28 protein-coding genes are annotated in these 26693 nt (G+C 36.4%); 15 read left to right on the top strand and 13 right to left on the bottom strand.

Annotated features, from left to right (window positions below; genetic code table 11):
* Positions 1-116: 116 nt before the first annotated feature.
* Both pbp4 and DVJ99_RS10720 read right to left on the bottom strand, forming a co-directional pair.
* Positions 117-1346, bottom strand: coding sequence for a penicillin-binding protein PBP4 (gene pbp4 / locus DVJ99_RS10715; protein WP_240430837.1), 1230 nt, complete (start codon positions 1344-1346; stop codon positions 117-119).
* A gap of 150 nt (positions 1347-1496) precedes the next feature.
* Positions 1497-1883, bottom strand: coding sequence for a (4Fe-4S)-binding protein (locus DVJ99_RS10720; protein ID WP_105994015.1), 387 nt, complete (start codon positions 1881-1883; stop codon positions 1497-1499).
* A 187-nt stretch (positions 1884-2070) separates the two neighbouring features.
* Here DVJ99_RS10720 and DVJ99_RS10725 point away from each other — a divergent pair, with 187 nt between their 5' ends.
* The 6 genes from DVJ99_RS10725 (at position 2071) to rbsK (ending at position 7224) form a co-directional block, all read left to right on the top strand.
* Positions 2071-2349, top strand: a complete 279-nt coding sequence (locus tag DVJ99_RS10725; RefSeq protein WP_105994014.1) for a GNAT family N-acetyltransferase — start codon at positions 2071-2073, stop codon at positions 2347-2349.
* Positions 2350-2542: 193 nt separating this feature from the next.
* A complete protein-coding gene (locus tag DVJ99_RS10730) occupies positions 2543-3673 on the top strand; it encodes an acetylornithine transaminase (protein ID WP_114604191.1) in 1131 nt (376 codons plus the stop codon).
* Positions 3674-3827: 154 nt separating this feature from the next.
* Positions 3828-4823, top strand: a complete 996-nt coding sequence (gene rbsR / locus DVJ99_RS10735) for a ribose utilization transcriptional repressor RbsR (protein ID WP_114604192.1) — start codon at positions 3828-3830, stop codon at positions 4821-4823.
* A gap of 172 nt (positions 4824-4995) precedes the next feature.
* Positions 4996-5877 (top strand): ribose/proton symporter RbsU, encoded by an 882-nt coding sequence (gene rbsU, locus DVJ99_RS10740; protein ID WP_105994011.1) that lies wholly within the window; start codon positions 4996-4998, stop codon positions 5875-5877.
* A gap of 17 nt (positions 5878-5894) precedes the next feature.
* Positions 5895-6299, top strand: coding sequence for a D-ribose pyranase (gene rbsD, locus DVJ99_RS10745; RefSeq protein WP_114604193.1), 405 nt, complete (start codon positions 5895-5897; stop codon positions 6297-6299).
* A 16-nt stretch (positions 6300-6315) separates the two neighbouring features.
* Positions 6316-7224, top strand: a complete 909-nt coding sequence (gene rbsK / locus DVJ99_RS10750; RefSeq protein ID WP_114604194.1) for a ribokinase — start codon at positions 6316-6318, stop codon at positions 7222-7224.
* 74 nt (positions 7225-7298) lie between these two features.
* Here the strand turns inward: rbsK and DVJ99_RS10755 are convergent, their stop codons facing one another.
* Positions 7299-7661 carry a hypothetical protein gene (locus DVJ99_RS10755; RefSeq protein ID WP_114604195.1) on the bottom strand — a complete coding sequence of 121 codons (363 nt, stop codon included), beginning with the start codon at positions 7659-7661 and terminating at the stop codon, positions 7299-7301.
* Between the two features lie 235 nt (positions 7662-7896).
* Here DVJ99_RS10755 and sph point away from each other — a divergent pair, with 235 nt between their 5' ends.
* Positions 7897-8826: a sphingomyelin phosphodiesterase gene (gene sph, locus DVJ99_RS10760; RefSeq protein WP_240430839.1), complete on the top strand. Its 930-nt coding sequence runs from the start codon at positions 7897-7899 to the stop codon at positions 8824-8826.
* Positions 8827-8946: 120 nt separating this feature from the next.
* Here sph and DVJ99_RS10765 read toward each other — a convergent pair whose 3' ends face one another.
* Positions 8947-9312, bottom strand: a complete 366-nt coding sequence (locus DVJ99_RS10765) for a hypothetical protein (RefSeq protein WP_114604197.1) — start codon at positions 9310-9312, stop codon at positions 8947-8949.
* Between the two features lie 306 nt (positions 9313-9618).
* On the opposite strand from DVJ99_RS10765, the gene lip reads away from it, so the two are divergent.
* The 5 genes from lip (at position 9619) to DVJ99_RS10790 (ending at position 14778) form a co-directional block, all read left to right on the top strand.
* Entirely contained in the window at positions 9619-11487 is a 1869-nt protein-coding gene (lip, locus tag DVJ99_RS10770) for a YSIRK-targeted triacylglycerol lipase (RefSeq protein WP_205527063.1), read from the top strand.
* 248 nt (positions 11488-11735) lie between these two features.
* On the top strand, positions 11736-12164 hold the full coding sequence (locus tag DVJ99_RS10775; protein ID WP_114604199.1) for a transporter suffix domain-containing protein: 429 nt from the start codon (positions 11736-11738) through the stop codon (positions 12162-12164).
* Entirely contained in the window at positions 12112-12552 is a 441-nt protein-coding gene (locus DVJ99_RS10780) for a MarR family winged helix-turn-helix transcriptional regulator (RefSeq protein ID WP_114604200.1), read from the top strand. The genes DVJ99_RS10775 and DVJ99_RS10780 overlap by 53 nt, the downstream gene beginning before the upstream one ends.
* Positions 12553-12686: 134 nt before the next feature.
* The gene (locus tag DVJ99_RS10785; RefSeq protein ID WP_240430838.1) at positions 12687-13412 is read left to right on the top strand and encodes a gamma-glutamyl-gamma-aminobutyrate hydrolase family protein; all 726 of its coding nucleotides are present in this window, start codon (positions 12687-12689) and stop codon (positions 13410-13412) included.
* Positions 13413-13416: 4 nt separating this feature from the next.
* Positions 13417-14778 (top strand): APC family permease, encoded by a 1362-nt coding sequence (locus DVJ99_RS10790; RefSeq protein ID WP_114604201.1) that lies wholly within the window; start codon positions 13417-13419, stop codon positions 14776-14778.
* A gap of 44 nt (positions 14779-14822) precedes the next feature.
* Here the strand turns inward: DVJ99_RS10790 and DVJ99_RS10795 are convergent, their stop codons facing one another.
* The 8 genes from DVJ99_RS10795 to DVJ99_RS10830 all read right to left on the bottom strand — a co-directional run bounded on the left by DVJ99_RS10795 (position 14823) and on the right by DVJ99_RS10830 (position 21903).
* On the bottom strand, positions 14823-15596 hold the full coding sequence (locus DVJ99_RS10795) for a sugar phosphate isomerase/epimerase family protein (protein WP_114604202.1): 774 nt from the start codon (positions 15594-15596) through the stop codon (positions 14823-14825).
* Position 15597: 1 nt separating this feature from the next.
* A complete protein-coding gene (locus tag DVJ99_RS10800; RefSeq protein ID WP_114604203.1) occupies positions 15598-16668 on the bottom strand; it encodes an ABC transporter ATP-binding protein in 1071 nt (356 codons plus the stop codon).
* A gap of 11 nt (positions 16669-16679) precedes the next feature.
* The gene (locus DVJ99_RS10805; RefSeq protein WP_114604204.1) at positions 16680-17495 is read right to left on the bottom strand and encodes a carbohydrate ABC transporter permease; all 816 of its coding nucleotides are present in this window, start codon (positions 17493-17495) and stop codon (positions 16680-16682) included.
* Complete coding sequence (locus DVJ99_RS10810; RefSeq protein WP_114604205.1) at positions 17485-18360, bottom strand: carbohydrate ABC transporter permease; 876 nt, start codon at positions 18358-18360, stop codon at positions 17485-17487. The genes DVJ99_RS10805 and DVJ99_RS10810 overlap by 11 nt, the downstream gene beginning before the upstream one ends.
* 11 nt (positions 18361-18371) lie before the next feature.
* Positions 18372-19661, bottom strand: coding sequence for an ABC transporter substrate-binding protein (locus DVJ99_RS10815; RefSeq protein ID WP_114604206.1), 1290 nt, complete (start codon positions 19659-19661; stop codon positions 18372-18374).
* Positions 19662-19791: 130 nt separating this feature from the next.
* Positions 19792-20358, bottom strand: a complete 567-nt coding sequence (locus DVJ99_RS10820; protein WP_114604207.1) for a glycerol-3-phosphate responsive antiterminator — start codon at positions 20356-20358, stop codon at positions 19792-19794.
* A 122-nt stretch (positions 20359-20480) separates the two neighbouring features.
* Entirely contained in the window at positions 20481-21212 is a 732-nt protein-coding gene (locus DVJ99_RS10825) for a glucosamine-6-phosphate deaminase (RefSeq protein ID WP_114604208.1), read from the bottom strand.
* Between the two features lie 22 nt (positions 21213-21234).
* The gene (locus tag DVJ99_RS10830) at positions 21235-21903 is read right to left on the bottom strand and encodes an N-acetylmannosamine-6-phosphate 2-epimerase (RefSeq protein ID WP_114604209.1); all 669 of its coding nucleotides are present in this window, start codon (positions 21901-21903) and stop codon (positions 21235-21237) included.
* Positions 21904-22070: 167 nt separating this feature from the next.
* Here DVJ99_RS10830 and DVJ99_RS10840 point away from each other — a divergent pair, with 167 nt between their 5' ends.
* The gene (locus tag DVJ99_RS10840) at positions 22071-22877 is read left to right on the top strand and encodes a MurR/RpiR family transcriptional regulator (protein ID WP_105994000.1); all 807 of its coding nucleotides are present in this window, start codon (positions 22071-22073) and stop codon (positions 22875-22877) included.
* A 96-nt stretch (positions 22878-22973) separates the two neighbouring features.
* On the opposite strand, the gene DVJ99_RS10845 is transcribed toward DVJ99_RS10840, so the two are convergent.
* The gene (locus tag DVJ99_RS10845) at positions 22974-23840 is read right to left on the bottom strand and encodes an ROK family protein (protein ID WP_114604211.1); all 867 of its coding nucleotides are present in this window, start codon (positions 23838-23840) and stop codon (positions 22974-22976) included.
* Positions 23841-24088: 248 nt separating this feature from the next.
* Between DVJ99_RS10845 and DVJ99_RS10850 the strand changes: the two genes are divergently transcribed.
* Both DVJ99_RS10850 and DVJ99_RS10855 read left to right on the top strand, forming a co-directional pair.
* On the top strand, positions 24089-24970 hold the full coding sequence (locus tag DVJ99_RS10850) for an N-acetylneuraminate lyase (protein ID WP_114604212.1): 882 nt from the start codon (positions 24089-24091) through the stop codon (positions 24968-24970).
* A gap of 32 nt (positions 24971-25002) precedes the next feature.
* A complete protein-coding gene (locus tag DVJ99_RS10855; protein WP_114604213.1) occupies positions 25003-26565 on the top strand; it encodes a sodium:solute symporter family protein in 1563 nt (520 codons plus the stop codon).
* The last annotated feature ends 128 nt before the right edge of the window (positions 26566-26693 follow it).

Here is a 26693-nt window from a genome sequence, read left to right on the forward strand (position 1 = left end):
AAATTTAAAAGGCAAGACTCCTGTTGAATACAGAAATCTTGCCTTAGGAAATTAGCTTAATCAAAAAGTTCAACTTTTTGGGTTCGCTACATTGCTGGGCCACTCATTTTTTTTGTTCATTTCAGTCTTTTGAATAAGATGTATAAAATCAGACAACCTAGCACAATACCTCCGATAATCGTAAAGATCCAAGTCAGAATGAGACTTGTATGAGATACAGGCTCAACTGTTGCACTTGGCGGGTGTGCACCTTTTAGAAATTGACGCGGATAATCTGCTTGTACTTTGTCATCCTTCACACTTAAATGATAGCTGTCTTTATCTTTAGGTACGACATCGTATAAATCTTGCTTCACGTCGTATTGTTTGCCATCGATTTCGTGTGTGCCTTTACTGAGGACTTTGCGATATTCATAATGCTTCATCGCATCTTTTGTTAAGTCATTAGCCAGTTTTTGACGCGCATGTTTTGCATGTTCGCTTGGATAGGGCAGTACATTGAGGATGACAGTATTGATACGCAGATTGTTTTGTTTTGCGGTCAAAACTAAATTATAGCCGTTTTCGCTTGTGCCGGTTTTCAAACCTTCTGCACTGCTTAAGCCGTCTTTCGCATGCGGTAAAGATAAGTTAGTGTTCTTTAACTTCTTATGGTATTGTTCATCCGTTTCTAATTTAGAGTAATCTAAAACTTTCGGATGTTCTTTAATGAGTTGCTGAGCTAATACCGCAATGTCTTGTGCTGAGCTTTTAGAAGCTGTTTCATGTTTATATTTTTTCGGCGCAAATTGCTTCAGCAACTTATTATTTGCGCCGCTAGGGTTCGTATAATGTGTTTGATGCATTCCCATTGCTTTTGCTTTTTCATTCATCCGATTTGTGAAGTGTTCAATATTGCCGTCGATATGGTCAGCCAAGATTAACGATGCTGCGTTGCTGGATTCTAACATCACTTGTTTAAGCAGCTGATCAATCGTATAGACTTGGTTCTTTTTAACAGGGAAAGTTGTTAAATTCGGTAATTGAGCCATTTCTTCATACTCGGATGTAATTTTGACTTTATCTGTGAGGTGAATCTTCTGATTTTGAACATCTTCTAAAATTAAATAAACCGTCATTAATTTTGCGGTTGATGCAGGATCAAGTTGACGCTGTCCATTGTAATCATAAAGAATTTGTCCTTGCTGCGTAGTCACATAAGCGCTCTTTGGGTTGTATTTTTTGTCTATAGATTCATGATAGTGTTTGGCAATTTCAACAGGCGTTTCTATTGCTTGTGCACTTTGTGAGATCGTCATTGCCCAAAGTATCAAAATCGAAAGTACAATCCCGATACCTTTTTTCAAAGTTGTTCTTCCCTTCATTTTAGTGTATATCTAAAACCTTACTATAATAGTCTAAAGGGCTCAACTGTCTTTAGATAAAATATAATAAAAATTTACAAAATAAAAAGCACTTCCATTTCCTTAGAAACAGAAGTGCCATATTAGTTCAGTTTATTTACCGTCTAAAGTGTAGAATGGGTTGTCGCTCACATTTGTGCCGCCTTTTAGCAACGCACGGTTTAAATGTAATGTTTCACCATTATGATTTAGTGTGAATTCACCTTTGACAATGATTTGGTTATCATCGCCGATAGAAATTTCAGTATGATCATGGTGTTCATTAGGTTTGCCGTCTTTACGGTTATATTCTAATGCACCGCTTGGACAAAGTTCTACAACACGCGCAATTTCATCTGCGCTCGCTTTGCTAGGGTCAATCCATGGGCGTTTCTTCGTATCGAATACTTGTGATAAGTTCTTAACACATTCAGCTGCGTGAATACAACGTGCAGGTTCAAAAGAGACATCAATGGCTTCGCTCGTATAATTTTTTCTCATGTTATCACTCCTAAATTGAAAGAAAATTCGTAATTTCAATATAGCACAGGTATACAAAAAATAAAATTAATTTATCTGTGATAATAAATGAGAATGATAATCAATTGTATAAAACGGTTTAATTACTTGCTTTTAGGATGAATTGCACGTAATATCTAAGTAATTAAAAAAGTAGGGGGCAACCTAAATGACAGAAGTTAAACATGGCAAGAATAGATTTTATGTAGGCAACAGCGAAAATGACTTTCAAGCATTGATGACATATGTACCGACTAGTCCGGATATGTTTATTATTGATCATACTGAGGTATCAGAAGCACTGCGCGGGCAACGTGTAGGTTACGCGCTTGTAGAAGCAGCGGTAAATTATGCAAGAGAGAATGATATGAAAATCGTTCCTTTATGCCCGTTTGCGAAAAGCGTATTCGATAAAACACCTGAATATGCGGATGTATTAAAAAAATAAAACCAATGTATCGACACACGGAGAAATGATATACAAGGCAGTACTCATTTAAGATGGGTGCTGCTTTTTTATGATTAAACAGTTAATAAGAGCATAGATTTTTATCAGTTGACGCAGTAAAGAGACAAAGGTATGATATTAATAATTATACATTTAAATACATAAAGATGAATTTAAGTCAGAAGGTGACACCATGAGCAAACTATTTCAGAATTATAAACGTGCACAAATTGAATTCGTGAAAGCAGAAGGCAATGTATTAATCGATACCGAAGGCAAGCGTTATTTAGATTTTTCTTCTGGTATCGGTGTAACGAACTTAGGCTTTCACCCCTATGTAGAAGCAGCACTCCAACAACAAGCAGATCAGATATGGCACACACCGAACATCTACTTGAACCAGCTTCAAGAAGAAGTGGCAGAGAAGCTGATGGATGACAAAGAGTATTTAGCTTTCTTTTGTAATAGCGGGGCAGAAGCGAATGAAGCAGCTATCAAACTTGCACGTAAAGCGACAGGGAAACAAGAGATTATTACCTTTAAACAATCTTTTCATGGCAGAACGTTTGGTTCTATGTCTGCGACAGGGCAAGATAAAATCAAACATGGCTTTGGAGATGGCGTACCGCACTTTAAATATGCGGTATTTAATGATTTAGAAAGCGTGAAACAACTGATTACAACAGATACGGCTGCTATTATGCTTGAGCTGATTCAAGGCGAGTCTGGGATTATTATTGCGAATCTAGCTTTTGTTCAAGGCCTTGTACAGCTCTGCAAAGATAAGAATATCTTGTTGATTGTTGATGAAGTACAAACAGGAATGGGACGTACGGGTAAACTTTTCGCATTCGAGCATTATCATATCGAACCTGATATCTATACTCTTGCAAAAGGTTTAGGCAATGGTGTACCAGTAGGGGCGATGTTAGGCAAAGCTGAATTAGGACCAGCTTTTGATTACGGCAGTCATGGTTCGACTTTCGGCGGTAATAAATTAGCAATGGCCGCAAGTTCTGCGACATTAAATGTGATGAAATCCCCTGACTTTCTTGCGAAAAGCTTTGAAAAAGGCGAATACCTGAAAACACAATTACAAGAAAAACTGAAAGATAAATCCTCTGTCATTGAAGTACGCGGACTGGGACATATGATAGGTATAGAGACAACACAACCTCTGAACGAAGCAGTAGAAAACGCAAGATCAAAAGGATTGATTGTACTCACTGCAGGCACCAACGTCATTCGCTTACTGCCGCCTTTAACTTTAAGCAAAGAAGAAATTGATCAAGGTATCCATATATTAGTTGATGTTTTAACATAACGAAGAAAACTGAGGCACAGCAGTTTGTAATTGCTGTGTCTCAGTTTTTATTTCATCAACTCTACAAACTTAAATAGAGATGATATGATGAAAGAGATAAAAAGGCGGCACATTTGCGTAAGCGAGTCTGTCAGCATAAGGGGAATAAGCACTCATGAAGAAAGTATCAATTAAAGATGTCGCAAAAGAAGCAGGTGTATCCTTAACAACGGTTTCGCACATTTTAAATCATAAACAAGAACGCTTTTCTCAAGCGACAATTGATAAAGTCTTAACGGCTAAAGATAAATTAAATTACATACCAAATAAAAATGCCCAACAATTAAGAGGTCATACGATTAAATTGATCGGTGTCTTAGTACCTAGTTTAACGAATCCCTTCTTTTCAGCCATTATGCAAAGTATGGAACAACATAAACCGGATTACGTGGATTTATTCTTCTTAAGTACTTCAGGCGACCATTTAGAACATAACATCAAGCATTTAGTCGAAAGAGGAATGGATGGTTTAGTTATTGCACGTTTAATCGACCAGCCTGAAAGTATGAACAACTATTTAGAACGGCATAATGTACCTTATGTTGTGTTGGATCAAAGTGAAGATAATGGCTATACCGATATTATTCGAACTGATGAACAAACAGGCGGTGCTTTAGCCGCAGAGCATTTAATCCATCTCAACCATCAACATATAGCTATCGTTCACCCTTATGAAATGATGTCGAATATGCAAGCACGTGTAAAAGGTTTCGAAGATTACTGCAAAACACACAATATTCCTATGCCGGTAAAAATAGAAACAAAATTATCTCCATCCGGCGGTAAACAAATTGCAGAACAAATTATCCAAAGCAATGTTACAGCTGTTTTTGCGATTAATGATGAAATGGCTATCGGTATTTTGCGTGGTCTAAGAGAACACGGTAAATCTGTCCCTGAAGATATCTCAGTAGTAGGCTATGACAATATCAGTTTCTCACAATACATGACACCTGCATTGACGACTGTGGCACAACCGATTGCGTTAATAGGCGAAACAGCATTAAGACTGATTGTGAAAAAAGTTATGGACAAGACACAAGGTGTAGAACGTGTTGAACTGCCGAATAAATTGGTAATCAGAGAAACAACCGATTATTTAAATGAATAATTCTTATCAAAGACGAGGCGCTTATTTTAATATAAGTGCACTCGTTTTTTATTGTGGCGAAAATCTTAAATCGATATGAAAACGTATACAAATGAGTAGAAAAGTGCTAGTATGTGATTAAAGTAAAACGTTTTACTAAAACGACATTCAGAAAAAAATAGAGGTGTTAATCATGAATATAGTCGCTTTGCTTATTGGTTTAGGACCGTTGCTTGGTTGGGGTTTATTCCCGACAGTAGCTTCTAAATTCGGAGGTAAGCCGGTTCACCAAATCATCGGTACAACAGTAGGGACGCTGATTTTCGCGTTAGTTTTTGCGGGTATTACAGCCCAGCATTTCCCTACTGGTATGAATTTAATCTTTGCACTGCTTTCAGGTGCAGGCTGGTGTTTCGGACAGATTTTAACGTTTAAAGCATTTGAATTAATCGGATCATCCAGAGCTATGCCGGTCACAACAGCCTTCCAGCTTTTAGGCGCATCTTTATGGGGTGTATTTGCCCTAGGCAACTGGCCGGGTGTGACAAATAAAATTATTGGGTTTGTCGCATTAATCGTTATTTTAATCGGTGCACGTATGACAGTTTGGAGTGAACATCCAGAAGCACAAAACAGTGGACAGTTAAGAAAAGCAGTTGTCATTTTACTGATTGGTGAAATCGGTTATTGGCTGTATTCAGCTGCACCGCAAGCGACAGACATCGGTGGTAAAGCAGCCTTTTTACCGCAAGCCATGGGTATGGTTTTAGTCGCAGTCATTTATGGCTTAGTCTTTATCAAAAAGGACAATCCATTTAAAAACAAAATTACTTGGCTTCAAATTATTTCAGGTTTCTTCTTCGCATTTGCGGCTTTAACTTATTTAATTTCAGCCCAACCGGATATGAACGGTTTAGCAACAGGCTTTATTTTATCTCAAACATCTGTAGTACTTGCGACACTGACAGGTATTTATTTCTTGAATCAACGCAAAACCAAAAAAGAAATGGCAATCACAGTCATTGGTTTGGTTCTGATTTTAGCTGCGGCTACAGTCACAGTCTTTATTAAATAAACATGGAGGGAATAGAAATGAAGAAAACCCCTGTATTAAATAGTCATGTATCTCAAGCTATCGCAACAATCGGACATTATGATTTACTTACAATTAATGATGCCGGCATGCCGATACCAAATGATGAACGCAGAATCGATTTAGCAGTAACGAAAGCACTGCCGCGTTTCATTGATGTATTAGAAACAGTGTTGAGCGAATTGAAAGTTCAAAAAATCTATTTAGCTGAAGAAATCAAAACAAATAACCCAAAACAATTAAAAGCGATTAAAGGATTGCTTGAAGAAGATGTGGAAATTGAATTTATTCCTCATTCTGAAATGAAAGCATATCTGAGTCATCCTTTAAATAAAGGTAATATCCGTACAGGCGAAATCACACCATTTTCAAATATTATTTTAGAATCTAATGTGACTTTTTAGATAAGGAGTGAACACGATGACGAATAAAGTAGTAATTTTAGGATCAACGAATGTGGATCAGTTCCTAACAGTTGAGCGTTATGCCAAACCAGGCGAAACGCTTCATGTTAAAGAAGGACAAAAGAAATACGGTGGTGGTAAAGGTGCTAACCAAGCGATTGCGACAGCACGTATGAACGCAGATACCACATTTATTTCAAAAGTCGGCAAAGATGGTTTAGCAGATTTTATGTTTGATGGTTTCAAAGAAGCAGGTATGAATACTGAATATATTACAGAATCAGAAACAGCAGATACCGGCCAAGCGTTTATTACAGTCGATAAAGGCGGCAGTAATACAATTTACGTCTATGGCGGTGCGAATATGGATATTACACCTGAAGATGTAAAACAAGCTGAAGCGGTAATTAAAGAAGCGGATTATGTAGTGGCACAATTAGAAGTCCCTGTCCCAGCAATCATCCGTGCATTTGAAATTGCACGCGAACACAACGTTACAACAATTTTAAACCCTGCACCTGCAAGCGAATTGCCAGAATCACTATTAAAACTCATCGATGTGATTATTCCGAATGAATTTGAAGCTGAAATTCTATCAGGTATTTCAGTGAAAGATGAGAACTCAATGGCACAAAACGCAGACTACTTCTTAAACTTAGGCATTAAAGTCGTTTTGATTACAATAGGTGCACAAGGTACGTATTACGCTGTAAAAGGCAACTCTGGCCTTGTAAAAGCTTATAAAGTAGATGTAGTAGATACAACCGCTGCAGGCGATACATTTATCGGTGCCTTTGTAAGTGCTTTTGATATGAAACAAATGAACCTAAAAAAAGCCATTGATTTTGCGAATAAAGCAGCTTCTTACACAGTTCAAAAATCAGGTGCACAGATTTCAATTCCATTCGCAAAAGATATTAAGTAAAAACAGGAAATAATAAAATTAAACGTCCTTAGACAGATACAACACTTCTGTTTAAGGACGTTATTTATTTCTGCTTATCCATATATGAAACAAATAACAACTGTAAGCAGTGTGAGTACCGCAAATATCGCAAAACAAGCACAACATTTAAGCCAAGAACTGATTTGACTTGTAACGATGGATTTAAAGAGATAGTAAGCAAGTATCAGAATGAGGGGAATCAAAACAGGAAGTATGAAAAACAAAATACCTGTCCACACATTTTTGAAAATATGATCAAGGATATTAACAAAGGTATCTCCGCCAATCAGCACTGGAATTATAAATATCAATAAAAAGATAGAAATGACAAACCAGCATCCATTTCCCATACCGCTAGACCGATAATACAAGGCGTTATAATTACGTTTCGTACGAACTTTATTCAATTTCTTCATTGCTGTCTCCTCTTGGTGTGATTTGTATTTGATTATAGCACTGTCAAAATGAAAAACGTATTTTAACAATGTAATAACAATTATAAGTTTTATAAATATGTATTAAGATTATTTGAGTTTTGACACACGCTGCATATGCATATAGTACACTTTGGTAGATTTTACAGTCTATGAAAGAGGAGAAATAGAAATGAAGAAAAAGATCATCTCAATAGTAATACTTACAATCGGTGTGATGTTGGGTTATGGCAATTACATGCAAGCACAAAATCATACATATCCTAATGACTTAAAGTTGACGACACACAACGTTTATTTCATGCCGCGTGCACTGTATCCTAATTGGGGACAAGTTCAAAGGGCACAGTTAATACCCAAAGCAGACTATATGCAAAATCAAGATGTTGTTATCTTGAATGAACTTTTTGACGAAACCGCATCACAAGAACTTAGAAATCAATTAAAAGGACAGTACCCGTACCAAACACCAACAGTAGGTAAAGACCAAAGCGAAGCATGGCATCAGACTTCGGGGAATTATGTATCAGCACGATTTACGAGCGGAGGTGTGGGGCTTGTCAGTAAATGGCCGATTGAACGTCAAGAACAACATATCTATACTACAAAAGGATGCGGTGCCGATGCATTAGCTAATAAAGGATTTGCCTATATTAAAATTAATAAAAACGGACATCCATATCATATTATAGGAACACATCTTCAAGCAGAAGATAGCACATGTTCTAAAGGAAAAGATAAAGAAGTCAGAGCGAATCAAATGAAAGAGATTCAGCAGTTTATTAAAGAAAAACAAATTCCTGAAAATGAAGCGGTCTTTATTGGCGGAGATTTAAATGTGATCAAAGGGACAGAAGAATATCAAGCAATGTTCCAAAACTTAAATGCAGCACAACCTACAAGTTATCAAGGTGCACAGTATTCTTGGGATACAAGTACGAATGGTATTGCTAATTATAATTATCCGAAACTATCGCCGCAGCATTTGGATTATATCTTGCCTGAAAAAAATCATGCTCAACCTGACATTTGGAATCAAAAAGTACATCAAGAAAAATCACCGAAATGGACGGTTAAGTCTTGGGGTAAAACATACGAGTATAATGATTATTCGGATCATTACCCCGTGTCAGCATCATCTGATTAATATAACGCGTTGATGAAACACTAATAAATGAGCCGTTTTTGAAGGAATGGTTAAGTGATATGAGAATGAATATAGAAATGATAAAAAAGTTGAACTTTGCAGGTTCAACTTTTTGCGTTTTTAGAAAATCAATTGGAATAAATACATCACAAAGAATGCGCCGATAATCGTCGCAATAATACTTAAAATCTTACCGATAAAACTTAAATGACTAACGATGATACTTTTAATAATGAAAATGGCGATGATGAATAGTACAGGATAAAAAATAAGATAAATAATAAATGAAATAACAGCCCATATACCGCCGAATACATTTTTAGTCAGATTCATAGCATCGCTGTCGCCAGTGAAAAAGCCGACAACCATTATAAAAATCAATAATGCAAATCCACTTGTGCAGCCGCATCCACAACCTTTTTCGGTGGGTTTGAAAATTAACGTACCATCACTTTTCTTATAGAGCTTTCCCTCTACTTCTTCCATATATAACATCCTATACAATAGATAAAAATAATTATAACATGGTGCAATGCGTTATAAGTATATCTTTTGATAGTTTATTATTATGTTAAAGCAGAGGTAAAAGCATTTGTTGCTATATATAACAGATGATTATACATTCACTCATATGAACATATAGTCGAGGATTTGCCTATATGGATAAGGTTATTTTAATTTTATTAACAATTATCTTAATCCAACTTAATATTCTATTAATATCAAATATCTACAATCAAAGTATCATGCTGAAAAGCAGACTTAACTATAGACAGAGAGGCTGAATTGAAGATGAAACAACATCCATATCGTATAAGTAAATTAACTATCGGTACATCATCTATTATTGCTGCGTCTTTATTCTTTGCAGATCATCATGCGGCGCATGCATCTGGAAGTACACCTGTACCATCTGATTCATCTGCAGCACAAGCTACGACACAATCTATAGCACAACCAGATTCATCTGGTGAAAGTACTGAACAAGCAAGTCGTTCAGAAGCTGTACAACCTTCACAAGGTGCAGTACATACTCAATCAGAAAATAACAATCAACCACAGAATACATCCTCAATTAATAGTGGACAAATAGATAAAGAACAACCGCAAACAACACAAGCGCCAACAACTGATATACCTCAATCAGAAACAACACCATCAAAAGAAACTGAGCTTTCGCCTGCACAATCACCAGAACCAACACAAAACGAGGGACAAGCACAAGTTGCACCGCAAACAGAAACTGAACCTCCAGTACAAAATACTAAAGAAACAGAAGCGGATACTGAAGAAGCGGTTCAAACACAAGCACCGACTGAATCACAACCAACAGCGAAAGCGCCTGAAAATAATACAACAACACAAACTCCTAAAAGTACTACTTCATCTGTAACGCCTGAGGCAGCACCGACTGCACAACAACAGCCAGAACCCAAATCAACAACAAATACCCAGCCTCAGCAGCAAGTCAAGGCACCTGACCAAACAGCAACAGCTCAAAATTCAGGACAAGTACAATATAAAAATCAAGATCCGATTATTTTAGTACATGGCTTTAATGGTTTAGTGGGTGATAATGCGGCACCTTCCAGCGGTAACTATTGGGGCGGCAACCGTACAGATATTCAACAGGATTTGCGCGATAATGGCTACAATGTGCATGAAGCTAATGTCGGTGCCTACAGCAGCAACTATGACCGTGCAGTTGAACTTTATTACTATATTAAAGGCGGCAGAGTCGACTATGGTGCTGCACATTCTCAGAAATACGGACATGAACGTTACGGCAAGACTTATGAAGGGGTTTATCCGCAATGGCAGCCTGGTCAAAAGGTGCATTTAGTCGGTCATAGTATGGGCGGTCAAACGATTCGCCAAATGGAAGAGTTCTTACGAAACGGGAACCAAGAAGAAATCGATTATCACCAGCAGCATGGCGGTACGATTTCACCGTTATTCGAAGGCGGGAAAGGCAACATGGTGAGCTCAATTTATACAGTAGCTTCACCGCATAATGGCACGCATGCGGCAGACCTTTTAGGCAACGAAGCATTGATTCGCCAAATTCTATATGATAATGCGAAATTGCAAGGCAATAAATATTCGCAAGTAGACTACGGGTTGTCTCAATGGGGGATGAAACAAGGAGAGAATGAATCGTATACAGACTATGTAGACCGTGTCAGAGCCCAAAGCAAAATTTGGACAACAACAGACAATGCTTTATATGACCTCACACGTGAAGGGGCACAAAAGCTGAATGAAAATACGACACTTAACCCAAATATTGTTTATAAATCTTATTCAGGAGAATCGACACGTCCAGGAATCTTAGACAGACAACGTTCTGATATTCATATGGCAACTTCTAAAGTATTGACTGGGAATGTCATCGGCAAAGTGGATGACAAAGAATGGCGTGAAAATGACGGACTGGTTTCAGTGATTTCAGCGCAGCATCCATTTAACCAAAATGCGACACCTATGACAGATCAGCCTCAAAAAGGCGTGTGGCAAGTCAACGCGCTGCAGCATGATTGGGATCACGGCGACTTCGTAGGCTCAGATGCACTGGAATCGCAAATTACACCAGAAACGCTGCGTGCTTATTGGCTGGATATCGCAGATGAACTCGTTCAAAACGAAGCTGTAACGAGATAAACAGCATAAAAAACACATAAGGAGGAACAAACATGACAGGCACACCTCAAGAATTATGGGAATCATTTGTAAGAATCATGAAAGTGTTATTCTCATAAAGTGTATGCGTATCGCTTTTTAAAAGGAGTGATACGCATTTTTTAATAAAAAATAAAAAAAGATCAACTTTAGACTTTACAAAGTGACTATCACCTACTATAATTTAGTTAAGTTAACTAAACTAATTAAAAAAAGGAAGGCGAAAATAGATGAAAACAAATCAAGCAAATAATAAAAGCAAATCAGGAAAATTCAAATTCGGTCTTATTCTCTTAGTCATTGGTCTCGCTATGTACGGTATTGCTGCAATAACAGGATTCTTACCTATTGATCTAAAATTGAAAGGTATACTGATTGCCGCAATTCTTATCATTGCAGAGGTCGTTAATATTGTTGCAATTATATTACTTGGAAAAGAAGTCGTTAAAAGATATAAAAGCAAATTGAATCCGAAAAATTGGTTTAAAAAGAAAGAAACAGTACAAATTTCAGATGAACAAGTGAATATTGAGAAAACAGATGAAGACAAATATAATGAAGATAACGTCGTTGTTTTAAATAAAGAAGCTAAAGGAAGTCGTATATATGGAACAACAAAACATCTCTCAAATAGAAAGTATAGCCCAGGAAATAACTAAAATAAATGAAGCCATTGCTATAGAATATGTACAACAAGAAAGAGATGCTGCAAAGTTTAATCTAAACAATCAGCAACATGTGATTATGACTATTTTATCTGAACATCCTGATATGAAACCTAGTGAGTTAGCACAACGTTTAGGTGTTTCTAAAAGTGCTATCAGCCAACAACTTCAAAAGTTAAAAACCAGAGACTATATTTATCTTTATAAAGATGAAAATGATAAACGTGTCTCACTGATTGGACTAGGGAAAAATGGTTTGGCCTATCAACAAAGTATTGACGACTATGTTCAAGCATTTACAAGAAATTGCGCAGAACAATTCAGTTATGAAGAGTTGATTGAAATACGAGACGCATTAACCAAATTGCAAAAAATTATATAAAGTGAAGAGGTGATCTTTCAGAGGTTGCCTCTTTTCATTTGTCACAATTAATTTCAGAATAGTTGAATTATTATATTGACAATTCCGAGTAAGTTACTATAATTAAGATTATTCAACAACCGGAGGCAGACATCATGATCAAAACAATAGGTATTTCCGCAAATATTCTCGTAGACCAAGACGGCATGTTCCCAGGCTATAAGCGCTGTTATGTCAATCAAGACTACATTCGCACCATCGTTAAACACGGTGCAGTACCGGTCGTCTTACCGGTCACTAATGACGAAGCTGTGATAGAAGCACAGATTAAGCTGATTGACGGCTTATTACTCAGCGGGGGACAAGATGTATCACCGCAGCTGTATGACGAAGATCCGCAAGATAAATTAGGTGAAACGCTGCTGATGAGAGATGAGTTCGACTTTAAGCTTATAGAGAAGGCTAAAGAACGCTATATTCCGATTTTAGGTATCTGTCGTGGTGCACAAGTATTAAATGTGTTTCATGGCGGATCGCTCTATCAAGATACAAGTTATCGCCCAATTCAAACTATCAGACACTGGCAGCCGAAGAATCCAACCGAAAAGACGCATGAAATCAGAGTCTTTCCTAAAACCAGACTGTCAGCACTGTTTCCATCTGGCAGATTTTGTGTCAATTCTTTCCATCATCAAGTAATCAATAAACTTGCAGAGGGCTTTGTGGTAATGGGGCAATCTAATGACGGCGTCATTGAAGCATTCGAATCTACGACGTATCCCTATATGGTCGGTATTCAATGGCATCCCGAAATGTTATGGCATGAAAGCAGTATGGACGATTTATTCAAAGACTTTATAAACCAAGTAGAAGGAAGATGACATCATGAAGAAATTAGGATTTTGGTCTATTGTCTTATTGGCTATCAACTCTATTATAGGTTCTGGTATTTTCTTATCTCCAGGAGCTGTCATACAAAAGGCAGGGAAGTATACGATTCTTGTTTATTGTGCAGCAGCAGTCTTTGCGGCAGTCTTAGCGATTACGTTTGCGGCTGCGGCGAAGTATGTAAATAAAAGCGGTGCGGCTTATGCCTACGCTACTTCTGCCTTTGGAGAAAACGTTGGTTTCTATGTAGGGATTACACGTTTCATCGCAGCAAGTATTGCGTGGGGTGTCATCGCAACTGCAGTGGTCAAAACAGCCATTGCTATTTTCGGCGGGGACAATAAAAATTTTCTATCTGTAACGATAGGATTACTGATACTGATGGTGATTTTATTATTAATCAACATCACCGGCAACAAAGTATTTGAGTTCTTTAATAATTTATCGACTATCGGCAAATTAGCCGCATTAGTCACAACAATCATTGTCGGATTTATTATCGTTATTACAACAGGTACATCACACTTCAATGATATTAATCAACTTGTCGATACGTCTCAATTAAACACTTCTGCCTTTGTTATGGCAGTCATTGCGGCCTTTTATGCCTTTGTCGGCTTTGAAAGTGTTGCGAGCGGTGCTGAAGATATGAAGCAGCCTGAGAAAAACTTGCCGAGAGCTATTCCGCTTGCGATTTTGATCATCGCAGCGATTTACATCAGTATCATTTCAGTGGTAATGATGATTAACCCGACTGCTGTGCTTCACAGCAAGCATGTGGTATCTCTAGTGACGGTCTTCCAGTCACCGGTAATTTCTAACATTATTTTATACGGTGCTTTGGTTTCTATGTTCGGAATCAGTATTGCAGGTTCTTTTTCTACACCAAGAATCTTAGAAGCGATTGCGAATGAAAACCAAGTTCCGTCTTGGTTCAAACAAAGAACACGTTATGATTGCCCATTCAATGCTTTCATCACAACATTCTTAGTCGCATTGATTATCCCTATGGCATTCCAATACAATATGGTCAGTATCATTGTCATCAGTTCGATTTCACGATTTATCCAATTTTTAGTTGTGCCGATCGGTGTCATACTATTTTATTACGGAAAAGCAAAAGGGCAAGTATTGCCGAATGTATATAAAAGCAAATTTACAGATGTTATTTTGCCGAGTATCGCAGTGGTACTTACTGTAATATTACTGACAAAGTTTGATTGGAAAGGTCAATTTTCAATAATAGAACATGGACAAGCAACACCGAACTACTTTGCGATTATTGCAATGCTTATCGGCTATGTATTATTGCCATTATTACTCTTTATAGCGAACAAAAAATATCAAAAACAACATTAAAAAAATTCATCCTGACTCGTTCAATGAGACAGGATGAATTTTTGTTATTTTATTTTTTTATAAACGTAATCAATATCCTTCTGAATTCCTGCAGGATCTAACCCGATTTCATAATTGTATTCTAAAGTTAATTTAGCATTAGGCGTATATTTAAAGTACAGTTCAAAGAAGTTTTCAATATCTAGAGTGCCCTCATGTAAAAACTGATGGCTATCATGATAACCGTCATTATTGTGAAGATGGTAGAATTTAATTTTGTCTTTAAGCTCTGAAATAACATGTTCTAAGTTCCATTGATTTGCATTTACATGGCCAATATCTATAAGTACGGGGTTATCATGTTTTTTACAAAAATCGATAAATTCATTTTCATCTAAAAGCATGTTATTTCTAGAGGACACACCAACATTTTCTATGAGAATATCAACGTCTTTTTCTTTTGCAAGTTGCGAAATTTTTTCTAGTTCTATAGAGGCATTTTTCATCATGGCTTCTTTATTGTGTACAGCAGCGTTATTAATATGATAAACAATATCTTTAATACCTAGATCTTGGCAATGAGATAAAGCAATAAGAATTTGTTCTAAGCTGTATGATGAGTTATTGCTTAATTCAGAATGCTCAACATCAAATATTTGTTCATGATATGTTAAGAAACGATTTTCTTGTTTTGCTATTGTAAGAAGTTGCTGAGTATATGCTTCATTTTGGTTATTTGCAAAAAGTTCAATACCTAAATCCGGATTATTCTCTAATAAAGTGTAGATAGGATCTAAACCACTTTCAATATACGTGTTGGTGCTTAAAATTAAAGTCATATTAAAACTCCTTTATATTTTTTTCTGTAATAGGATCAAAGAAATTAATTTGTTCTAAGTCAAAATTTAAAAATATGTTTTGTTCAGTCGGATTGTTGCTTGTCTTTACAATGATTTCTTGGACACCAATATTTCCGATAACACTAAAGGCTTCGCCTAAGTTTTCAACATCATTTACTTGAAAAGAGATACCAGAAGGGATATCGCTGATATTAATATGCTCAGGACGTATACCTACCAGGATTTCTTTGTTTTCGTATGATTTCAATAACTCCATTATCTTATTATTAATATGAATATAGCTTTTATCGCCGAATTCGATTTTGTCGTTAATATATTTCCCTTTAATGATATTCATCGGGGGTGAGCCAATGAATTTAGCAGTGAAAACATTTTGGGGAGAGTTATATATTTTTTCAGGAGTGTCATACATTTGAATTTCACCCTTATTAAATAGCACTATTTTATCGGCAATAGACATTGCTTCTAATTGATCATGTGTAACAAAAATAAAAGTGTGTTTATAGATTTGATGTAAGTGTATAAGTTCACGGCGTGCTGTTGTTCTTAAAAGAGCATCTAAGTTAGACAAGGGTTCATCTAATAAAAAATACTTTGAATTTTTTACAACTGCTCTTGCTAAGGCTACTCTTTGACGTTGTCCCCCTGATAGTTCATTTGGTTTACGAGACTTCAAGTGTGATAAATCTAATATTTTTAAAACTTTTTCTAAGCGAGAGGCGATTTCATTTGCTGCGACTTTGTTGTGTTTTAAAGCATAAGTAATATTTTGTTCTACTGTCATATGAGGGTATAGTGCATAGTTTTGGAATACCATAGCAACATCTCTATTACCTGGAGGTGTTTGCGTCATATTCTTACCATCAAATAAAATTTCTCCTGAAGTAACACTTTCTATACCGGAAATCATTCTGAGAATTGTTGATTTACCACAACCTGATGGTCCTAAGAATACAATTCTTTCACCATCCTCAATTTTTAAATTTAAGTTTTTAATAACCTCTTGATTATTGAATGATTTGTTGACATTTTTAAGTTCTAAAGTTCCCATTGTTCAACCTCCTATTTAATTCCACTTGATGTAAAGGTATTGATAATAAAGCGTTGGAAGATTAAGAATAAAATCAATGGCACAGCCATTGTAATAACGCTTAACGCCATAGCAACTGTAAAGTCAGTACCGCCTTCTGAACTTACGAAAAGTTGTAAGGCAAGCGGTAAAGTATAGCTTTCTTGGCTTTTTAACATTAAGTTTGGCCAAATGTACTCATTCCATGACAATATAAAGAACCAAATGCTTGTCGATGTTATAGCTGGTTTAGAAATAGGTAAAACAAAATCTTTCATTGTATGCCATACTGAAACGTTATCGAGTTCTAATGATTCTAATAATGGTTTAGGAATATTTCTCATTGATTGTGTCAGCATAAATATTCCTGTTGCATCTGCAAGTTGCGGAAGTATTACGCCCCATGGTGTATCTATAAATTGCAGACGCGCCATTATTATATAGTTAGGAATCATAGTTACTGTAAAAGGGATGAAGATTGTAGCAACTAATGAAATATAGGTGAACCTTTTATATCGGAAAGCATAAAATACAAGTGCGTATGCTGCTAGAAATGATATAGATACTTTCACAATAGTGATAACACTTGCAATTAGAAACGTATTAAAAGTTATATGGAATAATGGAATGTCGTGAAATAACTTTTCGTAGTTTTCTAATGTAAACGGAATAGGTATTAAGTTGCTGGCTGATTTATAAGCTACACTTAATTTCTTGAATGAGTTACTGATCGCAAACACAATAGGATATAGAGAAATAATGATAAACGATATAAGCAATATATTTACTAAATACTTTTTAATTTTCATAATCGACCCTCCGTTCAACAACTGCAAATTGAATAACTAGTAATGCAAAGAAGATAATCATAGTTATTGTAGATATTGCTGCTGATGTACCAGTGTTATATAAAGTAAAGCCTTCGTGGAAAGCATGATAAATTAAGTTGCTGCTTTTATAATCTGGTCCGCCCTTTGTGATTACACTGATAGGGGTAAATACATATTGAAGTCCTTGCACAATAGTAAGTATTAAGATATAGAAACCTGTACCTGAACTCATTGGGAGAACAATATTTAAAAATATTCTTGATGGACGAATGTTATCAATTTTTGCTGCTTCGATAACTTCTCTTGGAATACCGATAATACTTGAATAAAGTACTAAGAAGTTATATCCGAATACTTTCCAAGCCACAATCAAACTAATGACGAAAATAACCCAGCCATTTGAAATTGCCCAGTTCGGCATTGTTAGGCCAAACAATCCTAAGAATTTAGCAAATGGTCCAGAGACAGGATTGAGTATCCATAAAAACACCATTGATCCAACAACTAATGAGATTACTGAAGGTATGAATAATGCGGTTTCATAAATTCTCTTTCTTTTTGTAGCAAAGTAATCAACTATAAAAGCGAATATATAAGTAACAACGGTGTTGAAAAATATGAGAAGCAATATATACATCAGTGTTTGAGCAGTTACCATATAAAATATTTTATTTGTAAATAAGTCGATATAATTATCAAAGCCAACAAATTTCTTTTCAGGCTTAATCATATTCCAATCAAAGAAACTGAGATAAACTGTATAACACAGCGGTATTATTGAAAAGATTAAAATAATGATTACAGATGGAGCTAATAGAAAATAGGGTATCCATGTTTTCTTCATTAAGTATCACCTCACTTATTATTTTCGATTTCTAAGTTGATAGAATCCTGTGTTTCTTTCATTGTCTTTTCGACAGGTGCATCATCACTTAAAATTCGATCTCGCATATCCAGAAGTTTTTGTTCGCTTTCTAAACCAGTCGCATCAGGGAATGATGCCCATGGAACAACATTTGTCATTTGGCGAATAGCGGGTTTTATCATTTCATTCTTTTTAAGGTATTCTTGCAATCCTTTTGGATTATCAATGACATTTTTGGTAGGTGGTACATAACCTGTTCCTTTAGTCCATGCACTAACATTTTCAACTTTGTATAGATATTTCATAAATTCCCAAGAAGCTTTTTGTTCTTCTTTAGTTTTAGCTGTAATAGCTAACATTGCACCGCCTGCTGGTGTTTTCTTTTCTTTGCCTTTCCAACCTGGCATCTCAGTTGAAGTTACATCAAACGAGGCATTCTTTCCGATGTGAGTCTGTTTTGCTACAGTCGTGAATAGCATCCCTACATTACCGTTAACGAAGTTTTGTTGACCTTGTTCATCGTTCATATGTAGAGCAGTTTTATTTTTAACCATATCTTGCATATATTTGTATACTTCGTATCCTTCTTTATTAGCAAAGGCGGCTTTATTATCTTTAACAATATGACTGCCATTACTATCTACCATTGCTTGCTGTGCCCAGCTATCTGCAGGTTCTTGGATGAAGACACCATATTTATTTGTCTTCTTTTTAATGATTTCGGAGTATTCTTTTACGTCCTCCCAAGTTTTAGGTGTTTTACCTTCAAGTCCAGCTTTTTTGAAAATATCTTTATTAATAAACAAGACAGGGCTGCTGATTGAATACGGTAAACCTATTTGCTCTCCTTTATCATCTTGAGCAATCTTCAACATCTTTGGTTCAAAGTTTTGACTAATAAAGTCTTTATCATTAGGTGCTGATTCCTTAATTACTTTTGAAGGAGACGTGTACGGAAAATTATCTTTAAAATAATTTTTGAAAGACCATCCTACTTGTACAACATCCGGTGTGCGTCCACCAGCAGCTTCAGACTGCAAGTTTTGCATCAACCCTTTATACATTTCAGGGTTATATTTAGCAACTACATAAACATCTTTACTTTGCTTGTTAAAGTCATCTACTAATTGCTTAACTGTTTTACCTCCTTGAGTTTCAGCATTCACATGCCAATATTCGATTTTTATTTTTCCATCTGCTGTTTTCTTTGGTTCATTAGATGTCTTACATGCACTTAGTAATAATGTAAGTGTCAGAAATAATAAAAATAACCTCTTCATTAACTAATCCTCCTAAAATAAAAATAGCCGAATAAGCATACAGAATATGCTTACTCGGCTCTCCAGTGCCATGCATTCACTTTTCAATTTTATTCTAGGACATCAATATTAATTGATTATCTTTCTGTGGTTAAGAATTTGTAAATTCTGTTTTCCACATATTAATATTTCCAGTAGACACACCTAATGCGCCATGTTTTAGTGCATTAGTAATGTAGTCAGATTTATCTACTAAACCACCCATTATAATGGGGATTTCTAGTTCTTTGGTGAATATATCTAATAGGAATGAGGTAATTACAGGCATAATTTCAATCATATCAGGTTGGGAGGTTTTTACAGTATCTAAAATATTGTTTTTCATATCATGATCCGCCAAGAAAAAGCGTTGGATAACAAAAATATTATGCTTTTTCGCAGATTTAACATGACTGTTTTTAGTTGTGATTATACCATCTGGTTTGAGTACTTTTTTGATGTAATTAAAGCCGAAATCATCTAATTTCAAACCTTTAATTTTTTCGATGTGTATGTAGACTTTTATTCCTTCAGACTTATATAGCTTGATATACTCTTTGACATTTAAAAAATTACCGGTGAGTATAAATACAGCTTTCAAGTTATCTTTATATTTAATTGCTTTTTCTAAGTTTTTCTCAGTGGTGATAGCTGCAATGACAACTTTATTACGCTTCATTTTTGTCCTCCTAAATAAATGGTTGCATTATTTTATATAGCCTCTTTACAGATTTATTATAGATGATACTAACCCAGTTTAATTGAAAAATGACAAAAAAATAACCGAGCTTTTATGCTCAGTTATTTAATCGCTTGATAAATCACATCATCTACAATGATTTCAACATTCGGATGATTATGCAGGATAGAAGCAGGCAAGGCCTCTGTAGTTTCACCATGTATTAGTTGCTGGATCGCATCAATTTTCTTGTCTCCGAAAGCTAATAAGATAATGCGTTTGGCACGCATGATAGATGCAAGACCCATAGAGAGTGCTTGCTTAGGCACATCATCTAAATGTGCGAAATGCACACTATTCGCATGTAATGTAGAAGGTGTTAAGTCTACGACCCTTGTTACACTATCAAATGGTGTGCCGGGTTCATTAAAACCGATATGTCCATTTTCGCCGATACCTAATATTTGAATATCAGGTTGACCGACAGCTTTAAGTGCTGCTTCATAATCTTCAGCCTCTTGTGCTAAGTCAGCTGCGCTGCCGCTAGGAATATAAATATTTTCAGGATTCCACTGTTCATTTTGGCCGAAAAAGCGTTGATGCATATAAGCATGGTAGCTGTGCAAATCTGTAGGTTTGGCACCGACATATTCATCTAAGTTAAAGGTTCTGACGCCACTCACATCAATGGTATTAGCGTCTAGTAAATCAGAAAGCTGTGTATACAATTCGGTCATTGTTGAACCTGTAGCTAAACCTAACACAGCATCTGGACGATGTTTGATTTGTTTCAAGAATTCAGTTGCGACATATTGACTGGCAAGTTGTTTATTTCTTAAGTTGTAAAGTTGCATTTCCAATCCTCCGGGTAGTTGATTATTCTTTTGCGGCATTCACAAAGCGTTCTGTGATCTGTTTAGGACGTGTAATCGCACCGCCGACCACTGTGCAATGTACACCTAAGCTGCTGACAGCTTGATACATTTCTGGTGTAATGACATTGCCTTCAGCGATGACCTTTGCTTTAACATTATCTAACACTTCTTTTAAAAATGCGAAGTTATTCTCATACAAAATATGACCTTTTGTATAGTCTGTATAGCCGCGTAACGTTGTACCCACGTAATCAAAGCCGAGTTGATCAGCGTGCACAGCTTCTTCGACTGTAGAGATATCAGCCATAATTTCAACACCAGGTGCATTATCTCGAATGTATGAGACAAGTTCTTCTAATGATTCTTTAGGACGTTCTTGTTTTGTCGCATCTAATGCGATGACTTCACATTTGCTTTCAATCAGTTCATCGACTTCTTTAGAAGTCGCAGTAATAAATACTTTAGAATCTGGATAATCCCTTTTAACGATTCCGATAACAGGTAATGGGACTTCTTCTTTAATCGCGATGATATCTTCTTTTGTATTTGCGCGAATACCGACAGCTCCGCCTTGATAAGCAGCTAATGCCATTTTAGACATAATAAATGATGAATGTAAGGGTTCATCAGGCAAAGCTTGGCATGAAACGATTAATCCATGAGGTAACATGACAACACACTCCAAAAAATTTGTATTTGTAAAAGTATTAACTAAGGGTCGTTTGATTTACTCATATCATAACACTAAGAAAATTTTATTCAATTCTTTACTACCAATTGAAAAAGTTTTTCATGTATACTATAGGCAACTACTGTATGAAATGGGAGTGAAACCGTATGAAGTTTGAAAATCGTGTTCAACGCAGCCGCCATCTATTAACTAAAATGGATAAGAAAATCATAGAATTTATACGTACGAATGAATTAGACGATCGCTTCTCTACCATCAACTCGCTAGCACATGCTATCGGTACTTCTCCAGCAACAATCACGCGTTTCAGCAACAAATTAGAGTACAGCAACTTTCAAGATATGAAATTCAGCTTGCAGCATGAGAAATCTGAAAAAGTAGTCGAAAACGCACCGATTGTTCAACTCATCCACCGTTACCATCAAAGTATCATCCAGCAAACTGGAGAGTTTATTTCTGAAGAAAAGATAAAACGCTTTGCACATTATCTGAAGACAAGCAGACAAGTGAGTTATGCAGGATTAGGCAGTTCAGGACTAACTGCCAGCGAATTCTATTATAGAACGATGCGTATGGGCATCAGAGGCAACGTTTCAACAGATGCACATCAAATGAAAATCTCAGCATCATTGTTATCTTCCCAAGATATGTTTGTAGCTATTTCAAACAGCGGAGAAACACAAGAGCTTGCGGATGCGGCTGAAATTGCCCATAAACAAGGTGCCTTCGTCGCAGTAATTACTAACTATAAAGGCAGCGTAATTACCAAGCATGCAGATTTAGTATTGATTACTTCCGCGAAATCCAATATCAATGATGCCCGTTTTATTAACACACAAACTGCGACAACCTTCTTAATGGATATCATTTGCTACTTATTATTAAACGACGATTATATGAATAAGCTTTATCAGCGTACGCGTAATACAGTACTTGGAAAAGATGATAGGTAAGACTGAGGGTTGTCTGAATTCAGACAAACGGACCACTAATAAACCGCATGTTCACAACGATTACAGACAATCGCTGTTACAACATGCGGTTGTATTTTATCCTTTAGATATCGCCCCGAATAACGCTGCGTTATTCTTAGTTTGAGTTGTTTGAAGACGTGCATGGCCATAATTGGGTGGTAAGAATTGATTGAGTTTAGGCTCAATATAGCGGATTAAATTCTCCCCTTGAGAAGAGATGCCGCCGCCGATTAAGATTAAGCCCGGATCATAAATGATTTGAAGTTGTGCAATACCTTCTGCGACATATTCAGACCATTCTTCTAAAATGGCTTCTGCATTTGAATCACCAGTTTTAGCCGCATCAAATAATTTTGGTACATCTGTACCGTGTTCAAATCCATGAGCAGCCATCAACTGTTTTAAAGCTGACGTTGAAGCACGTTGTTCAAAAGTTTTATTGTCAGATGCTCTATAAAGCAGATATCCGATTTCATTGGCACGATGACGTTCACCGCCATAAACCCCTAATTGTGCATGATAAAATGCACCTCCGATGCCTGTTCCTAGAGTCAGGCAGAAAATAGTATCTTCTTGGTAATCATGAAAAGATAATTCACCTAATAACGCCGCATCTACATCGTTATGTACGATAATGTCAGATGACAAGTCTGCTAAAGCCTTTTTGAAGTTCGTACCATCAAAATTTTGGATAGTCGGGCCAGTATAGACAATCTCTCCTAAATCACTATCTACCACACCTGCACTTGATATGCCGATAGGCGGATTACTGAGTTGATGCTTTTCTATCAACTGTGCAATGAGGCGATAAACTTCATCGATAATGAATACACTTTGATTATCCGGTGTATCAATCTTTTTATAATCTGTTATTTCTAGTTGCTTATTAATCACAGCTGCTTTTATATTGGTGCCGCCGATATCTACAGCAATCTTATACATGGTTCATTCCTCCTCTGATTCACTTTCATTATATAGAGAGACCTCTCAAGGGTGAAAGTGTAGGCTCTATTTTGAAAATTATTTTCATTAGTTTAAGGATATTTTGTTAAAATATTTCAAAATGAGTTGTATAGCAAAATGATAGCGTTTACAATTGGATTTGTAAATGTATTATAAACAAAGGGGAATTTGTTGGAGTTTAAATAAATAGCTGATTGCTATAAATACTTTATTTGGAGGAGTTAAACATGGAAGATCATTTAAAAGGGTTATACGCTGCGTTACTCGTACCGTTTGACGAGCAAGGACAAGTCAAAGAAGAAGGTCTGAAACAAATTGCGAAAAACGCAATTGAAACAGAGAACTTAGATGGTTTATATGTCAACGGCAGTTCTGGCGAAAACTTCCTAATTAACACAGAACAGAAAAAACAAATTTTCAAACTTGCACAAGAAGCTGTAGGTAATGATGTGAAATTAATTGCGCAAGTTGGTTCATTAGATTTAAACGAAGCAATTGAGTTAGGTAAATACGCAACTGAACTTGGTTATGATGCCATTTCAGCGGTTACACCTTTCTATTATCCATTCTCTTTCGAAGAGATTAAACAATATTACTTCGATTTAATTGAAGCGACACAAAACAATTTAATTATTTATGCGATTCCTGGCTTAACAGGTGTAGATATCAGTATCGAACAATTCGGTGAACTGTTCAATCATGAAAAAGTAGTAGGTGTGAAATACACTGCACCGGATTTCTTCTTATTAGAACGTGTCAGAAAAGCATTCCCAGACAAACTGATCTTATCTGGATTTGATGAAATGCTGGTACAAGCTGCTATTTCAGGTGTCGATGGTGCAATCGGTTCAACATACAATGTGAACGGCCGTCGTGCACGCCAAATCTTCGACTTAGCGAAAGAAGGAAAAATCGAAGAAGCTTACCAAATTCAACATGATACAAATGACATTATCGAAACAGTGTTAGGCATGGGTATCTATCCAACATTAAAAGAAATCTTAAAATCACGCGGTATTGACGGTGGTGTACCGAAACGTCCATTTGCGCCATTCAACGAAGAAAACCGCGAAGCATTAAATCAACTTATTGATAAATACAACTTATAAAACAGATTAGAAAACATTAAGGGGTGTTGTTTATGCAACAAGTGGGATTTGGGACATGGAACTGGGTAGCACTTATAGGTTACCTGGTTGTCATGTTGCTGATTGGTGCATACTTTACAAAACGTGCTGGTCAAAGTAAGGACAGCTTCTTTACAGCCAGCGGACGCTTGCCTTCATGGGCAATTGGTTTTTCTATCTATGCGACGACGTTAAGTGCGATTACGTTTATGTCGACACCAGAGAAAGCATTCTTAACAGATTGGTCTTATATCGCAGGGAACATTGCGATTGTCGCAATTATTCCATTATTGATTATCTTTTACGTACCATTCTTTAAGAAGTTGCGTGTTACATCTGCGTATGAGTACTTAGAAGCGCGTTTTGGACCAAGTGTACGTGTTATCGGCTCATTGTTATTTGTGATTTTCCATTTGGGACGTATTGCAATTGTGATTTATTTACCGACACTGGCGATTACGGCAGTAACGGATATTAATCCGTACTTAGTCGCAAGCTTAGTAGGGATTTTATGTATCCTTTATACCTTCCTTGGCGGTTTTGAAGGTGTGGTATGGAGTGACTTTATTCAAGGTGTTATCTTATTAGGTGGTGCATTGATGATTATTGTCATTGGTGCATTACACCTAAAAGACGGCTTCGGCACAATTATGACGGATGCTTTAGCAGATAAGAAGTTATTAAGTGCGGATAACTGGAAGTTTAATTCAGCCGCAGCGGCCTTGCCGATTATCTTCTTAGGGAACATCTTTAATAACTTGCATCAATATACAGCCAGTCAAGATGTGGTACAACGTTATCAGGCTTCTGACACAATGTCTGAGACGAAGAAATCATTATGGGTTAATGGTTTATTGGCATTGATTTCAGCGCCGATTTTCTATGGGATGGGAACAATGATGTATTCATTCTATAGTCATGAAGCAGCGTTGCCGAAGGACTTTAATACATCTTCTGTTGTACCGTATTTCATCATTACGCAAATGCCGCCATTTGTGGCAGGCTTATTGATCGCGGCAATCTTTGCGGCTGCACAATCCACAATTTCATCAAGTTTGAACTCTATTTCAGCGTGTATTTCTGAAGATATCAAAAGACGTTTCTTCAGCAGAGGTTCAGACAAAGGCGAAGTACGTTTCGCACGTTTAACAATACTGATTGCTGGTTTGTTAAGTTACGGTATTGCGATGTATTTAATCGCATCTAAATCTAACAACTTATGGGATCTATTCTTACTTGTGACAGGACTATTCGGTGTACCGCTCGCAGGTATCTTTGCGGTAGGTATTTTCACAAAACGTGCTAACACATTCGGCGTACTTGTCGGATTATTCACAGGTGTTATTGTTGCTTACTTACTAAGAGGTTTCGGCGGTGCAAGCTCACCATTCTACGTATCTACAATTTCATTCTTCATCGCATTCTTATTCGGATACATTGTAAGTCTCTTTGTACCAGGGAAATATACTAAAGATATTACTGGTTTAACAATCTATGATAAAGATAAACCATCTACGTACATTTCTAAGGTGGCAAAATCTAAAGCTGAATCAAAGGCAACAGTTGAACCTTCATAATTGAATAATGAAACATAATAAAACACGTGATGGATTTGTGTAGTGAACCCCAAAAGTTGAACTTTTTGATTAAACTATTTTCCTAAGGCAAGATTTCTGTACTCAACAGGAGTCTTGCCTTTTAAATT

This window comes from Staphylococcus sp. EZ-P03 (assembly GCF_003344575.1).
Lineage (GTDB): Bacteria > Bacillota > Bacilli > Staphylococcales > Staphylococcaceae > Staphylococcus > Staphylococcus simulans_B.